10 protein-coding genes are annotated in these 15231 nt (G+C 66.7%); 7 read left to right on the top strand and 3 right to left on the bottom strand.

Going from position 1 to position 15231, the window contains the following annotated elements:
• Window positions 1-3: 3 nt before the first annotated feature.
• The 7 genes from ABD156_RS18380 (at window position 4) to ABD156_RS18350 (ending at window position 10152) form a co-directional block, all read left to right on the top strand.
• Complete coding sequence (locus tag ABD156_RS18380) at window positions 4-1155, top strand: glycoside hydrolase family 43 protein (RefSeq protein ID WP_344274427.1); 1152 nt, start codon at window positions 4-6, stop codon at window positions 1153-1155.
• 1555 nt (window positions 1156-2710) lie between these two features.
• A complete protein-coding gene (locus tag ABD156_RS18375; RefSeq protein ID WP_344274425.1) occupies window positions 2711-3997 on the top strand; it encodes a serine hydrolase in 1287 nt (428 codons plus the stop codon).
• 188 nt (window positions 3998-4185) lie between these two features.
• Window positions 4186-4755: a peptidase inhibitor family I36 protein gene (locus ABD156_RS18370; RefSeq protein WP_344274422.1), complete on the top strand. Its 570-nt coding sequence runs from the start codon at window positions 4186-4188 to the stop codon at window positions 4753-4755.
• 62 nt (window positions 4756-4817) lie between these two features.
• Complete coding sequence (locus tag ABD156_RS18365) at window positions 4818-6257, top strand: chymotrypsin family serine protease (RefSeq protein ID WP_344274419.1); 1440 nt, start codon at window positions 4818-4820, stop codon at window positions 6255-6257.
• Between the two features lie 135 nt (window positions 6258-6392).
• Window positions 6393-7076, top strand: coding sequence for a hypothetical protein (locus tag ABD156_RS18360; protein WP_344274417.1), 684 nt, complete (start codon window positions 6393-6395; stop codon window positions 7074-7076).
• 1430 nt (window positions 7077-8506) lie between these two features.
• A complete protein-coding gene (locus ABD156_RS18355) occupies window positions 8507-9334 on the top strand; it encodes a hypothetical protein (RefSeq protein WP_344274414.1) in 828 nt (275 codons plus the stop codon).
• A gap of 5 nt (window positions 9335-9339) precedes the next feature.
• Window positions 9340-10152: a hypothetical protein gene (locus ABD156_RS18350; RefSeq protein WP_344274525.1), complete on the top strand. Its 813-nt coding sequence runs from the start codon at window positions 9340-9342 to the stop codon at window positions 10150-10152.
• A 172-nt stretch (window positions 10153-10324) separates the two neighbouring features.
• On the opposite strand, the gene ABD156_RS18345 is transcribed toward ABD156_RS18350, so the two are convergent.
• The 3 genes from ABD156_RS18345 to ABD156_RS18335 are packed head-to-tail and all read right to left on the bottom strand — an operon-like array spanning window position 10325 to window position 15171.
• Window positions 10325-10924, bottom strand: coding sequence for a permease-like cell division protein FtsX (locus ABD156_RS18345; protein WP_344274411.1), 600 nt, complete (start codon window positions 10922-10924; stop codon window positions 10325-10327).
• A 38-nt stretch (window positions 10925-10962) separates the two neighbouring features.
• Window positions 10963-11478 (bottom strand): hypothetical protein, encoded by a 516-nt coding sequence (locus ABD156_RS18340; protein ID WP_344274408.1) that lies wholly within the window; start codon window positions 11476-11478, stop codon window positions 10963-10965.
• Between the two features lie 24 nt (window positions 11479-11502).
• A complete protein-coding gene (locus ABD156_RS18335; protein WP_344274405.1) occupies window positions 11503-15171 on the bottom strand; it encodes an ALF repeat-containing protein in 3669 nt (1222 codons plus the stop codon).
• Between the last annotated feature and the right edge of the window lie 60 nt (window positions 15172-15231).

Genomic DNA, 15231 nt, shown 5'->3' with positions numbered 1-15231 from the left:
GACATGAAACTGTTTCCGTGTCTCGCAGCGACCAGTCTGCTCGCCGCCACAGCGCTCGGGATCGCCGGCGAGACAGCCGCGGCTGGCCCGAAAGCCGACACCGGCAAGCTGAAGATCGAGGAGGACTTCGCCGACCCCGGCGTGGCCAGGGGCGACGACGGCCTGTTCTACGCCTTCTCCACGCAGTCGGACGTTCCCGCGACCGCCTTGGCCCACGTGCCCGTGGCCAGGTCGGCGACCGCGAACCCCACCGGAGCATGGCAGTCGCTGCACACCGGATCCGGCGCGCGCGTGGACGCGCTGCCCAATACCGGGGCGTGGACGATGGCGTCGGATCCGCTGTTGTGGGCACCGGACGTCTCACTCCGCCCCGCCGGCGGCTATCTGATGCTGTACGCGGCGGTCCCTGCCGCAGGCGGCGGCCATTGCCTGGGAACAGCCGCCGCCGACCGTCTCGGCCCGGACGTCCGCTTCGACCCCGCACCCGAAGCGCTCTTGTGCGGCCCGCAGGGACCTGACGGCAAAACCCGCGGGATCATCGATCCGGCCGTGTTCGTCGACACCGACGGCGCACGGTACATCGTCTACAAGGTCGAGCCCTTCCGCGACGGCGACCGCAGCCACTGGCTGCCCAGCGAAATCCTCCTGCGCAAATACGTCGACCGGGGCCCGCAAGGACTGGAATGGGACGGGGACCCCACCACGATCCTGACCGCGTCGTTAGACGACCCCGAAGACGGCCAGCTCGAGGCACCGCAGCTCGTGCGTCACGGCGCGCACTACGTCCTGTTCTACTCCGCCGCCTGGTACAACAACCCCAGCTACTACACCGGCTACGCCACCAGCACCAGGCTGACCGAGGGATACCGGAAGTCGGACACGAAACTTCTGACCTCCGACGTGCAGCAGCGCGCAACGACACCCCGCGGACCGCGCGGAGTCCGGCATCAGGACGAGCGACCGTACGACGGCTGCGTTCCTGGAAATGCCGACCAGCTCTCCGGACCGGGCGGAGCCACCGTATTCGGCGACGGGGCCAGCGACTACATCGCCTACCACGGCATCTGGAGCTGCACCGGCGGCGACCTCGCGACGCGGGCCATGTACGTCGACCGGCTGTCGTGGACAGCGGATGACGTGCCCTACATCGGGTGACCGCGGCGAGAACCATCGCCCATTCCACGACATCGCCGCCTGCATGGCAATGCGCCGAAGCGTTTAGTCTCCGCGCGACGGCCACGACCGCCTTGTCAAGCTCCCTGTCACAGCCGCCTCACTGATCCCTGCTGGCTGCCGAAAGCACTATGCAGGAGGAGCTTCCAAGTGCGTGACACACAAAATCCCGCGGTGCCGAGCACGAGAAACGGCAACCTTTAACGGGCTGAGGCGCACCGTCCGCGATCAAGCGAGGAGAGGGCTTCCCGTATGAGCCTACCCTCCCTCATTCGACGCCACGACATCCATCGTTGCACTGCCGCGATGTTCTCGCGCAGTGAATGCAGTGCTTCTTCTGCCCAGATCGCACGTTACCGAGCCGTCCTTCGAATCACAACAGAGGGGTATCCGATCATGATCAGAGTCGGAGCAGTCGCGGCTTCATCCAGGCGGTTTCTTAGAGTGTTCGCGATGTCAGCGGGCACATTGGCCGCCTCGGCAGCCTTGACGGCAACTCCCTCGGTGGCCGCGTCTTCGGCCGCCGAGACGTCACCGCACGATCCGCCGCACCTTCCTCGTTGCGACGACCACCTCTTTTTTCAATGGAAGGACTGGGATTCCTGGTCCGAAACAATGTCCTTCAAGTTTGTCGGGGTCGACCTCTTCCCTTACCTCGGCGATGGATACGGCACCGCGAACGCCTCTGTGACCGCGGGCGGCCCCAGCTCTTTCTACGGCCCTTACAACGCGTCCGGATCCGGTGGATCCATCAGCGGGGTTGAACAGAAATCAGTCAGCACGAACTACGCCAACTACAATATCTGGCTTGAGGACGACAGCGGCAGGCCTCGGTGCGAAGCGTCCGGAACCGTTTGCCCGCTGACCGGGTATCCGGGTGGCCCCTGCTCAGCACTGATTCCCATGGGGAAACCCGCGCCGGGCGCGACGCTTAGAACTGGCGGCCAATCCGGTTAGCAGTGTTTGGCCACAGTCCGGGGAGCTGGCACCGGCTCAGCCGGAACCCGTCGGCCCGGAGACCACCGCACCCGCCGTCGGTGCCGTCGCCTCAGCAAGACGTTCCGTGCAGGCATGGGCCACCTCCTCGATTCGACTGTGCCGCGACAACTCGGAGAGGACAACCCAGCAGGTCGTTTCCGCCGCAGCGCCGCCGCCCCAGCAAGACCCCCAGGCCTTCGAACCTCTTCACGACCAGGGAATGCGACGTGCCGAGGCCACGGATTGCGGTATCCGCCAGCGCCGGAAGGCTGAGCGCGGCCAATGCACGCGACTCGCGCCTGTGCGCCGAGACCCCGACGACCTTTCCTCTCCTGGCTCCGGCCTACCGACCCGCGCCCTAAACCCCGACACGTTTCAACGGCACGCGCTCGAGTTCCCTGCGCGCTTCAGACCATCATGGCTGGAGGATGACATGCGGATGGCCAGACTACGAGCGGCCGTCCTCGCCGCGGGCGCGCTCCTCGTTCTGACTCCAGCGGCGCCAACGTCGGCGGCTGAGCCCACGCGGAGCGACGACGAGGGCATCACTGTCGGCTACATGGTCTACGACCGAGTCACCAATACCGTCACCGACCAGCGGGAACCCGACACCCAGTTCCGGTCGGCGTCGGTGGTGAAACTGCTCATCGCTTTGGACTATCTATGGACTAGGGGACTCGACTCCCCAATTCCGCCTGCCGACCTCACCACCCTGCAGTCGATGCTCAGGCGCAGCGACGACGCCGCGGCCAGCAGGCTCTGGGTCGCCGACGGCTGGACAGCCATCGTCGCGCGCACGGCCATCCGCCTCGGCCTCCAGCACACCGAGCCGCCACCAGACCAATACCGCGGAAAATGGGGCTACACCGCCACCACTCCCGCCGACACCGTCGCCGTCTACCGCTACATCCTCGAACAAGCACCCTCCAAGATTCGCGATTTCATGCTGTCCAATCTGCGGCAGGTCGCCAAGTGCGCCGCGGACGGCTGGAACCAATACTTCGGCATCCCGACCGTGTTCCCCCGCCCGTGGGCGATCAAGCAAGGCTGGTCCAACTTCGGCACGCCCGCCCCCGGGCAAGAATGCACGTCGCCCCAGGGCACCGGCGCGGCGATACCAGCTCAGCAGGACGGCGTCGACATCACGCGCGTCGCGATGCACACCAGCGGCGTGATCGGCGACGGTGACACGACCGTCATCGCGGTGTTCACCCTCCAACCCAAGAACACGCCGTGGGGCAGTGCCATCGATCGCGTCAACCAGGTCACCCGGTCTCTGCGCCAACCCGACGCCGCCGTTCTCAAGAGAGGTGGACACCGTGACGCACGCCGTCGCGATGGGACGACGCAGACGCACCGGACCACTACCGCGAAGGAGTTCTCTCATGACACGAGCCATCGCCATCAAATCAACGGCCGGCGACCGCCGCCGGCGGCTGAGCGCCATCGGCGGAGTCGGACTGCTGACGACCGGATGAGCATCGGTGCATGTGCAGCCGCAGTCACCCCGGCCGCCGCTGACCCCAATCACGATTGCCACGGCGGCTTCGTCCGCGCACACAACGACACCAACTACAACGGAGACATCGTCTTCGGCACCGCAACCAACCAGAACCAATGGCGGCACACCCGACCGGACAACTCCTGGTGGAACGCCGACTGCTGCGGCGAGAAATCATATGCGACCGTCCACGAAGGAGAGGACAATACCGGAACAGGTTACGGCATACAATGCAATACCGGATGGAAAACAGCGACGGCGCTCATGGAAGATCGAACATCTGGATCTGAACCTCCTGCTCTCGCCGGACGCAGCGAGCGTCCGCATTGCCTATTTCCTCATTGAGCGCGACCCCCTCCAGTCCATTTTGACCTGGTGCGCGCCGTCACGTTGGTTGCGAGCTTCCATCAGCCTCGGCAGCCGTGCGCCCGTCCGGTTGCGTTGCGTGACCGACAGAAAGCGGGTACAGCAGCTGCGCAAATGGCTCGTCTAACGAGCAAGAACGCGTTGATGCCGACGAACTGCGGAGCATTATGTGGCGCGACATGCGCGTATTGGCACCATCACGGAAAAGGAGTTTCATGGTGATCAGTCGACAACAATCCCGAAGACTGACGGCTGTTCTTGCCGCCGCGTCAGTCTCGACGCTGGCAGCGCTCGCGCAACCGGCGAGCACGCCGGCCTCGGCCGAGCCGTGGGTGAAACCGCGGGCGGTCCCGCTGGTAGCGATCGGCGAGGGCAAGGTCAACTGCCCGCAGGGGTACATGTGCCTGTGGACTCAGCCCAACTACGCCGGCCAGGGTCTCGGCGTCTACGGATCTGAGGCAGACTTCGGCGCATTCCCGGAGGAATTCCGGTTCATGACGGACGCGGCGCGCTCGTTGTACAACAATGGCTTCGCCCAAGATACGAAACCAGACGTGGTGCTGACCCGCCTGCCGAACTTCCAGGGCGGGATCATGCTGCTGTGCAACGGCGAGTCAATGGCCGACCTGCCGCTGGACACGAGCGGAAAGTGGGTCAACAACCAAGAGTACGGGAAGAGCTGGGGAAACATCATCCGGTCCGACATCTGGGTGTCGGATACCGCTGGCTGCCGCTGATTAAGGAAGAGACATTCATGATGGTATTCAGGACACGGTCAGCCCTGCTCACAGCGAGTGCGGTGGCGGCCAGCGCGCTGGTGCTCGTCGGGACCTGGACAGGCACAACGGTGTCGGCCGCTCCCAGGTCGTCTCTGAGCCCCTACGACGTCCAGGAATCGACGGCGTACCTAACGGCCCGCTACCAGGTCAGCGCAGACGAGGCGCTCCGGCGGCTGGAACTGCAGAACCGCATCCCCGAACTGCAGCAGAGGATCAGCAAGCTCCAGCCGGACGCCTACGCTGGTATGTGGCTGGACCAGGACCACGGCGGCGTGCTCGTCATTGGCTCGACCGCGACCGCTCAGGCGACTCTGGTGACGGCAAGTGAGGAGGATGCCGCGCACATCCGGGTACAGCAGGCACGCTGGTCGTTGCGAGATCTCCAAGCCACCGCACAGGACATCACGGCGAAGCTGCAGGCCACGTCAGGATCCTCCTACCAGGTGGTCGCAGACCAGAAACTGGACGCGGTCGCCATCACCCCGCATAAGGCCAAAGGACAGGACCCCCGGGGGCAACAGGCCATCGACGCGCTCGCCGCCGCCAGCCACGGCAAAATCACAGTACTGGCACCGCGTCTCCCCGGCCCGGAGAACGCCGAGCCTGAGAATCCGAGCAGGACCCCAGCAGAACCGCAGCGCGGATACACACAGCCCTGCCCCGTCGCGAACTGCTGGCCCCCGATGATGGGCGGCTACCGGTTGGACATCAAGCGGTCCGACGGCAGCGAGGTGTGGGGCGGGTGCAGCGCGGGCTTCAACGTCAAGGGCGACAAGAACGGCCAGGCATACGTTCTCACCGCCGGTCACTGCCTGCTTCCTAAACACCACCCCGGTGACGATGACCGGACCTATCACAACGGCATCCCGGTGGGCACGAAGAAGGGCGCGATCATCGAGAAGTACCAGGGCGCGTTCGATTTCGATTTCTCCTTCGTCCCCTACCAAACCACTGGTGACAGCAACTGGGCCGACTACTGGATCAACAACCGGGCGAAGAAGAACGGCGTGTTCACCCGGTGCAAGCCGGGAACCAGGCCCTGTCAGCCGGACACCACCTACATTTCCGGCATGGCGGCCGCGCCGGACATCAAGAAAGGCGAGGTCGTCTGCGCCGCCGGCTCCGCCAACGAGGAGACGACCGAAGATCCGGGGGGCAACGACCGCTACGAGGCGGGCACCCATTGCGGCCAGATCACCCAGTTCAGAGGCATCGGCGACACCGTCATTATCGCCGACATCTGCAGCCGCGAGGGCGACAGCGGCGGGGCGTTGTACAGCCAGACTAATCGCAAAGCCTACGGGACGCTGCGAGGCACGATCGCCGGAGCACACGGCCCCTGCCAGGTCGGCCAGGAGAACAGCGACTACATCACGGTCGAATCCTCGATCTTCGAGGGAGAACGAAAAGGCGGCAACAACGTGGGACTCAGGGTGATAGACGACCGCGACAACAGATAGCCGACCTGGCACGCCGCTCTCCGCAGCGACACTCCCGCGTGATGGGCTCCGAGCGCCAGACACAGGACCGAAGCGTCGCCGCGATCGAGCGGATCACTGAAAACATATTCATTTCAGCCGAACCAGGAGGTTGTCATGTTGGATCAATTCTTGCGACCGGCAGTTGTTGCAATCGTTGCGACAAGCGCCGTCTACGTCGTCGCGCCCGCTGCTGCGAGCAGCGCAAGCTGTCACATGCCAAATAGCGAAACGAGTATGACAGACGCTTCGGCCGCCGGGCTGTCGTGCACGGAGCCTCACCCCGCCAGCAGATCAACAAGCCGTTACATCGCGAAGAGCGTAGGCAAGCTCCAACATATCGAAGCAAGCGGAGCAGGCGGCTGTGTCGCCAGCGACGGTGTGCGCGGATACATGGACAACTGCAACAGAAGAGGCACTGACTGGAGTTGGCGCGACTTGAATAACTGGTACGGCGAATTTCAAAATGTCGACTTTCCGAATGTGTGCCTTGGAGTCGACCCGAACTCGAATCCGGGGAATCCATCGGTCGGGGCATGGTGGTGCGGTACCGAGAACTCCGACAAGACCTCGGTGTGGTTGATCCAATACGGCTCCGGCTACCCAGCTGAAGCCTCGTTGTACAACCAGTTCGCAATGAACCAAGGGCGCGATTCCTGGCCTATGCAAAAACTCGGAAGTCGCCCCAATGAGGGCTTGCGGATGGATCGTTGGAACGAGAACGAGCAAAGCTTTTGGTGGTGGGGTGTTGACCCGCAAAGGTTGAAGCCTGCCAAACAGCCAGCGGCTGCGGATCGGTAGCGGCCTCAACGGGCCTGCGACGAGCCGATCGCTTGCGAAGGCCTTGTCAGGTTCTGTTGCCAGCGCGGGACAGCCCTGTAGAACCGCACAATCGCCCACGTCACCCAATTCCACGCCACGGCGGAGCCCAGAGCAGTCGGGCCGCCGCCAGTGTCTCCCCCGTCCAGCAGAGATCACCTGAATCGTCGGATGAGAGGGCCGGGCCAAGGGAGAGCTTTCCCTTGACCCGGCCCTCTCATCCGGCTCAAGGCCTCGATCTAGGCCTAAGAAGCTAGCTGAAGACAAGGTTGTCCTCCTCTGCAGGAAAAGTTGTAGGTCGGTGCCTAACGCACGGATCACAGCGGCTCCAGCGGACATTCGGGACCCGCCAGTCGAGCACTCTGCCAGCGGGTTCTCCGTTGGCCACCTTGAACGCAGTTTGGTGTTGCGTCGAAGACTGCTCAGGCCGGAGGTTCGCTCTCCGAACGGAGACGGCCTTGCGACATTCGGCTCGTTGGCCGACGACTCGAACGACTCAGCACCGAGCGCGCAACCCCTTCCTCGGTATTTCCGAACCTTCGGCAGACGCCACCGTGATCAGGCCGGGAGGTGCTTCTGGACGATTTCCTTTCGGCCATGACCTCTGCTGGCGGGACCCGCCGAGAAAACGTGCCGTTCCTGCAACCGCCTGCGAACGGCACCAGGCGGATCTGCGACTTCGTCGCCGCCAAAGGCGGGCCGATCCCGGGAGGGCAGAATGTACCGGCTCGCGAACCCGGCCCGGATGCATCGTCCGCGTGGGGTCACCGAGCATCGGGAACGCTTCGGCGTGCATCCGATGCGCGGCCGCGATCGCTGCGGCGGCGGCCGGTACCGGATGCTCGTAGCCGACGGCGGGAACGGTGCCGAAGGCCCGGACCACGGCCGCGGTGCCAGGCAACGACGTCTGCACGGTTACCGCGCTGGACAGCTCCGGCGCGGCGGCGGTCACGACGCCGCTCCGGCAGGCGACGGGACCAGGTTGGCAGAGAGATTCGTTTCTTCGCGGGTTGCGATCGATTGCTCCGCGCCGCCTTCTCGGTCGGCGGTAGCCGCCGTTGCGGACTGATTCATGCGGACCAACTCTTCCTTGACGTGGGGATAGGCGATGCTCCGCGCCGGATCGGGGACACGCCGGACAGAGGCGGCCGCCTGAATGCCCCGGCTGCAGTACCGGGCACGGTGTCGCGGCGCTCCGGCGCGGAGCACCTTTCGCGCAGCCCTGCAGAAAGGGACGCAGACGACAGCGCAGTACGGAGACCGACTGTGCTCGCCATCCCGTCTTTCCCTCCCCGAGGCCGGTTCATACCCCTAAACTGGCACTCTGCAGACACCGACGAGCGAGTTTAGAGGTATGAACTGAATGCTAGGCCGGTCCAGCAGAATCAGTCAAGGGGTCTAAACTCGCACGGGTGAGCACCGACCGCGAGTTCGACGACCTGCGCCTCGAGCCCGATCCGTTCATCCAGGGCAGGCTGGCGACCGAGAAGATCGAGAAGTTCAGCCAGTACATTGCGGAGCTGTCGCGCATCCGACGTCACGCGGTCGAACGTGCTCGCGCACAGACCGGTGCGCAGGACAAGGACATCGCGGACAAGATGACTCTGAGCAAGAGCCGGCTCTCTCAGCTGATGAAGACAGCGCCCACCGTCGAGCGGATCTTCTTCGGCCACGGCCCGGTGAAGGTCGGCGTGCCGTACCGCTATCAGACCACCGATCGCGAACGGCCTTTGATCGCCGCGGAGGATACCGAAGCACCCGACAGTCTGGTCGAGCTGCTCCGCGGCATGTCCTTCCTGACCAAGCGTTTTCAAATCGAACCGGACCGGGAAAATCTCCCCGACGGTGACGTCGTGGTTGTATGCGGTCCGAAATCCGCGCCGGTCGGCGCGGCGCTGCTGCGGGAGGATCCCGCTCTGGACATGGTCGAGCACGACGACCGGTGGTGGATCGTGGAGACGGCCACCGGCACCCGCCACGGCTCCCCCGCCGACGAGTCCCCGCCCGGGCACGGCGACATCGCCTACGTCGCACGGCACATCCGCGACGGACGCATCGCCGTGCACATCGCCGGCATCCACACCGTCGGATCGCTCGGCGCGGCACACTATCTCGCCGCGAACCTCCCCTCGCTGTTCGCAGGCATCGGCGACACGTCGTGCTCTCTGATCGTCGGGTGCACCGTGTCCGGACGCGAGATCGCCGGCAGCACCCTCGTCGCCGGGCCCTTCGTCTGGTGAGCACGATGCAAGCCTGCGTCAGCCAACTGCCCCCGGCCCGCGACAGCGACGACCGAGTCTTCACCACCTCCCACGCCGTGATCCAGCTTGACGGGGCATCAGCCTTCGTGCCGGTTCCGGTGCCGCCCGCCCGCTACGCCGACGAACTCGGCGGAAGCCTGCGCGACCGGCTCGAACGCGAGCCAGGATCCGAACTCCCGACAGTTCTCGCCGACGCGATCGCCGACGTCGCGCACCGATTGGAGTTGCGGCCCGGGCGGTCGCCGTCCAGCACAGTCACGATCCTGCGCGAACACGCGGATTGGATCGACATCCTGGTCCTCGGGGACAACCTCGTTGTCCTACCCCGCACTGTGCTCACCGACGACCGGCTGAGCACACTCGACCTCGCGCCCAGCCGGCGCTACCGTCAGCGGCTCGCCGAAGGCTCCGGATTCGACGACACCCATAGCACGATCCTGCGCGAACTCCAGACCCAGCAAGCCGTCCGCCGCAACCGGCCCGGCGGCTACTGGATCGCCGAGACCGACCCGGACGCCGCCCACCACGCCGTGGTGCACCGCTGCCCCGCCGACGATGTTCCGTGGGCCGTGCTCGCCACCGACGGCGCCTACAAACCCATACGGCATCTGGGTCTCGACGACTGGCCGCGGCTGGCGGCCATGGACGAGGACGCGATCCACCGGATCCTCGCCCGTTGCGAGGACTGGGAACGCCACAGCGATCCGGCAGCACAGGAACTCCCCCGCGCCAAACGCCACGACGACAAGAGCCTGGTCGTGCTGCGGCGATCCGGCGCACCGTCGAGCACAGCCTGAGTGCATGGCGCTGTCTAGCGGATCAGCGGAGGCCACATTGCGTCGAGCTCCGTCGCCGTCTGTTCGGGCACTTGGTGCCATCGCTTGGCCACAGCCAACGTCGAGCACGTGAAATCGCGGGAAACCTGGCACGGGTGCCGTTCAGCGTGCCGCCAGCCCGCTGCGCGCATAGTTAGCGGGAATGTTCTCCGCTGGGCGGGCACGTCGGATCCCGGTAGCCCGGCCCGGTGAGCATGCTGCGGAAATGGGTGTCGTCTCTGACGTCTCGCGCCGCGGGGAACTGGACGCGGAGCTGTTCGGCGAGGCCTTCAGTGTCGGTCTGGTTCTTCGGCACCACGGTCACCGACGCCGGTACGGCGTCGGGCTCCAGCAATTCCAGCAGGTCCGGCTGGTGCGCGAACATCTTCCGGAGCCTCGCATAGCTGTCCTGCTTGGTCTCGATGTAGGTCCGCAGGACCCGGGGATCACCGCGCAGTGCCCGGGCAACGGCCGCCATCTCGGCATCGGTGCCAAGCGCGACCGACACAGTGTTCGCGCAGACGTCACTGTCGCCGATCGGTATCGCACCGTCCGGCAACGCGTACCCGTCCACGCTGCCTCCGCCCAACAGCCACCAGGCCGAACCGCCCAGCACCGCGACGGCGGCAAGCACGACCGCCGCCGTCGCCAACCGGTACCGGCGAGCCCGGCACGGCGACGCGAACACCAGTGACTGGGCCGTCTTCCCGATTCCCTCGGGCTCCTGTCCCGCACCGGGGTCTCGGTTGCTCATCATGTTTCCTTGTTCTGCATGCGGCTGAACGCGTCGCCTCACCCCTGTCCGGGTGGCTGGTCGCGGTCCTCGCGCGCGATGGAAGCAAAGTCGCCGAACACTGGGTACGGCTCCCAGTTCGCATCGATCGGCACGTCCCGATAGTCCTCGGCATGCACGGTGTTTCCTTGACGCAGCTCGCGGCGCAGGACGCCATCGGGCTTCTCCCAGAAGATGTCCTCGATAAGAGATGCTTCGTTCATCAAGTGAAACTTCCCATCGTCCGGATACTCCCACCGCACCATGTGCCGCAGAAACAGGGTGTCCGGTTCCATGAGCCAGAACCCGTAGGACAAACGCGTGCTGCCATGGCCGTCGAAGAATTTGACCGTGATCCGGTAGTCCGCTTGCGGATTGATCTCCAGCACACAGTCCGGCTCGGACACGTCCCCGAGGACCGCGCTAAACCACTTTCCCATGTTTTCGTAGCGGCGCTTCGCAGTATTTTCCGTGAGCGGCTGCCACATGGCGCGATCATCACCGCCCCATGCGCGACAGTAGTGCACAGTCAACACTGAAACGACTCCCTCGTGCTGCACTCAGTTGTAGGGGTTGTTGTTGGTGTCGCGAATTTTCACCGGAGGTTTCCCCTTGGAGGCGGCGTCGAGCACGGCCTGCGGGATCGCGCCCTCCTGAACGGGGATCTCCAGGATAAGCGTTCCTTGAAGCCCCTTGCCCCGCAGGTTGTACTTGTCGAGGTACTGCCGGTTGTACGGGGTGTCGGAGATCGCCTCGCCCGGCCCGTACTTGTTGCGGAGTTCGTTGACGTAGGCGATGCCGGTCCTGTCAGTCACCCGGGAGAGCTGAGTGTACTTTCGCGACACAATCTCCTGGCCGGGCACGTAGGAGTCGAGTCTTTTGTAGGGGAATTTCGGGCCGACGTGGAGTTCGTTGACCGGGTAACGCCCCCAGTTGTCCTTGTTGAACTGGATGCCTGCCTGAAGGCGGTCCCTGATCCACTCCGGCATGCTGGAAGACCCGGACGAGGTGGGCGGGTCGAGAGTGGGCTCGCCGTTGATGCCGACGCGGTATCCGGGGAGGGACAGGCGCCCGCCGGTGGCGATCTGGCCGATGAATTCGCCCCAGTCGAAGGCCTTGTTGAACCCGTCGGCCACGCCGGTCAGGTACCGGTTGAAGGTCTCTTCCAGCAACCAGTCGAGTTGTTCGATCGTGGCGCAACGGGGATTGCTCTGGCATGCCTTGACAATCTGCAAGGCCATGGAGTCGCTGCCCGTGCCTGCTTTGCCCGCAGCACACACCAGCGTTCCTTCGATGCCGCCGCAGAGCTTCCCGATCCACGCGCCGACGAGCTTCTTCTGCTCGTCCGCCGTCAACGGCTCCCCGGGCTTCTTGTCGGGGATGCCGCTGGCTTTGCGCCACTCCTCCAGTTCCTGGCGCTCGAGCTCGGCCGCGGCCCGCCAGGCGTCGGATTCGGCGCGGGCGGCGGCTTCCGCGTCGCGGCCCGCGTCCACGGCCGAACGGCGTGCCCACGCGGCGTATCCGTAGGCTGCCGAGGCGTACGCGCGTGCCTGGCTCGCCGAACCCGCGGCCCGGTTGGCGGACACCCCGGCCGCCGCGGCGTCCTGGCGTGCCTTGGCCGCCGCGTCCCGTGCGGTCTTGGCCGAAGCCGCAGCTTGGTCAGCGGAGGTTTGCGCAGCGTTGGCCGAGGCGCGGGCCTCGGTCGCGTAGCGGTCGGCGTCATTGGCCGACGCGCGGGCTTCCGCGGCATAGCGGTTGGCGTCGTCAGCGGCCTTGCGCGCGGTCGCCGCGGCTTCGGCAGCCTTCGCGGCCTGTTGCGTCGCGGTGGCGGCGGTGGCCGAGATCTGTGCCAGCAGGGACCGCATGGCCGCGTCGTGCGTGCTCGCGTCGGCGTCGCGCTGGGCGGCCTGGAACCTGCCGACCTGCACGAACTCGCGACGCCAGGACGCGGGGCCGTCCAAGGCGACCTGGGCCGCGGCCTTGACCTCGGGGCCGCCGTTGGCCAGCAGCTGGGTCGCGGTGACTTCGTCGTCGGCGTCGCGGGCGGTGTACTGGCCGGTCTTCAGGAACTGCGCCCGGTCCGCCGCGCTGCCGTCCAGCGCCTTCTGGGCGGCGCGCTTGACCTGTGGACCGCCGCCTGCCAGCAGCTGGGTGACTGCGACCTCGTCGTCGACGTCCTTGCCCGGGTAGTCGCGGGTCTTGAAGAACGCGCGCACGGCCTCGGAGGGGCCGGACAGCAGCGCGGGGATCGCGTCCCGGAGCTTCGGCGGCCCGGTCTGGGCGAGCACGTCGAGGGTCGCGAGGTCGTCCTGATCGGCGGCGGCTTGACGCCATCCCCTGACGTAGTCGGCGACGTCCGCGTCGGTGCCGGTCAGTGCGCGGGACGCGGCCTGCCGGGTCCATGGGCCGCCCGCGGTGGCCAGCCGGGCGGCGACCTTGCGTCCGTTGCCCACCACGACCGCGGCGGGGGCGTCCGGCTTGGCGGCGTCGTCCCACAGCCGCTGGGTTTCGGCGTCCAGCACCGCGGCTTGGCCGGCGTCCCAGTCGGCGCGGTCGTTACGGTCTGCCTCGGCCTGGTTCGCCGCGTAGGCGGCCTGGCTGCGCTCGTCCTGCCACGCCTGCAGCCGCGCGGTTTCGAGTTTGCGGGCGAGCGTGTACACGGTGACGGCCTGCGTCGCCGCCGCGGTCGCCTCGCCCGCCGCGCGGCGGGCGTTGTCGGCGTGGCGGGCAGCCTGGTCGGCGGCGTCGTTGGCCTTGCCGGCCTGGTCGGCTGCTTCGTCCGCGGCGGCGGCAGCGGCGTTGGCGTGCTGAGCGGCCTGGTCGGCAGCCTGACGTGCCTGGCCGGCGGCGGTCGCGGCATCCGCGGCCAGCGCCGCAGCTTGGTTGGCTGCCGCCGTGGCCCGGCCTGCGGCCCGGCGAGCGGTCGCCGCGGCGTCCTTGGCCCGTTGCGCATGACCGCCCGCAGCCTCCGCGTACCCGCCGGCCTGGTCGGCTGCGGTCGCAGCGGCCTGGGCGTTGATTCCCGCGCTCGCAGCGGCCTTCGCCGCCTTGCCCGCTTCCGTCGAGGCGATCCCTGCCTTGTCCGCTGCCGCGGCTGCCTTGGTGGCGTTGCGGGCGGCGTCCCTGGCGCGTTCGGCAGCTGTCCGGGCCTCGGCGGCGCGGCCTGCGTCACCGGCTGCTGCCGACGCGGCAGTGTAGGCCCGCGACGACGCGTTCGCGGCGGCCGAAGCCGCCCACGCCGCCGACCTGGCCGCGTCCGCGGCTACGCGGGCGGCGCGATTGGCGGTAGCCGCGGCCCCGATCGCGACCCGTGCCGCCTCCGCAGCCCGCCCGGCGGCGTCAGCCGCCCGTCCTGCCGCAGCCGAAGCGTCTCCGGCGGAATCCTTCGCCGCCTTGGTTTCCGCAGCCGCTCGCTCAGCGGCTTCCTTGGCCAGCCGGGACGCCTCGACCGCGCGCGCCGAAGCCTCTTGCGCGGCTTTGGTTTCCGCGTCGGCTCGCTTGCCCGCCTGCGCGGCCTGTTCGGCCAGCGCGGACACGGTCTGGGTTTCCTGGTCCCGGGCGCGGGCGACCTGCTGTCCGGTGCGCAGGAAATCCCGCCGATCCTCGGCCGTGCCGTCCAGCGCGCGCTGAGCGCCTTCCTTCACCCACGGCCCGCCGTTCGCGAGCAGTTGGGTGACCTGGACTTCCTCGTCCATTTCCTGACGCGGGTACAGGCCGGTGAGCAGGAATCCCCGCCGGTCCTCGGCGGTGCCGTCGAGTGCTTTTTGCGCGGCCTTGGCGACCTGCGGCCCGCCGGACGCCAGCAGCTGCGTGACCCGGACTTCCTCGTCGAGTTCCCGAGTCGGCCCCAGTCCTGATTCCAGGAACCGCCGCCGGTCCTCCGGCGTCCCGTCGAGTGCTTTCTGCGCGGCCTTGGCTATCTGCGGACCGCCGGACGCGAGGAATTGCGTGACGCGGACCTCGTCGTCGATCTCACGCGTTTGTTTCTGACCGGTAACGAGAAATTCCCGAACCTGATCGTCGGTGCCCGTCAACGCGGCCAGCGCCGCCCGGGCCAGAACCGCCCCGCCGGAGCGAGCGATCTCCAGGACTTGCTCGCGCTCGCTCGATTGCGGTGCCTGGCCGGACGATTCGGGTGCGGCGAGCGCCGCCGAACCGTCGACCATTCCCGACAACAGCCCGACCACTGTCGCGGCCGCAACGAGCGATGTGCGGGCGCGCGTTGCCAACCGTCGTGTTCTCACAGGAATCCGTTTCCCCTCAACAAGACACGGGACCGGAAAGTCCCG

It is taken from the genome of Amycolatopsis albidoflavus, assembly GCF_039525725.1.
Lineage (GTDB): Bacteria > Actinomycetota > Actinomycetes > Mycobacteriales > Pseudonocardiaceae > Amycolatopsis > Amycolatopsis albidoflava.
The sequence above is the reverse complement of the archived record's forward strand: the minus strand, read 5'-3'. Positions and strand labels throughout refer to the sequence as shown.

Excerpts from the sequence above, each read along its gene's own strand:
- ABD156_RS18350 (WP_344274525.1), top strand. The coding sequence starts at position 9,340 with ATGCAAGCCTGCGTCAGCCAACTGCCCCCGGCCCGCGACAGCGACGAC.
- ABD156_RS18360 (WP_344274417.1), top strand. The coding sequence starts at position 6,393 with ATGTTGGATCAATTCTTGCGACCGGCAGTTGTTGCAATCGTTGCGACA.
- ABD156_RS18375 (WP_344274425.1), top strand. The coding sequence starts at position 2,711 with ATGGTCTACGACCGAGTCACCAATACCGTCACCGACCAGCGGGAACCC.
- ABD156_RS18380 (WP_344274427.1), top strand. The coding sequence starts at position 4 with ATGAAACTGTTTCCGTGTCTCGCAGCGACCAGTCTGCTCGCCGCCACA.
- ABD156_RS18345 (WP_344274411.1), bottom strand. The coding sequence starts at position 10,924 with ATGAGCAACCGAGACCCCGGTGCGGGACAGGAGCCCGAGGGAATCGGG.
- ABD156_RS18370 (WP_344274422.1), top strand. The coding sequence starts at position 4,186 with ATGTGGCGCGACATGCGCGTATTGGCACCATCACGGAAAAGGAGTTTC.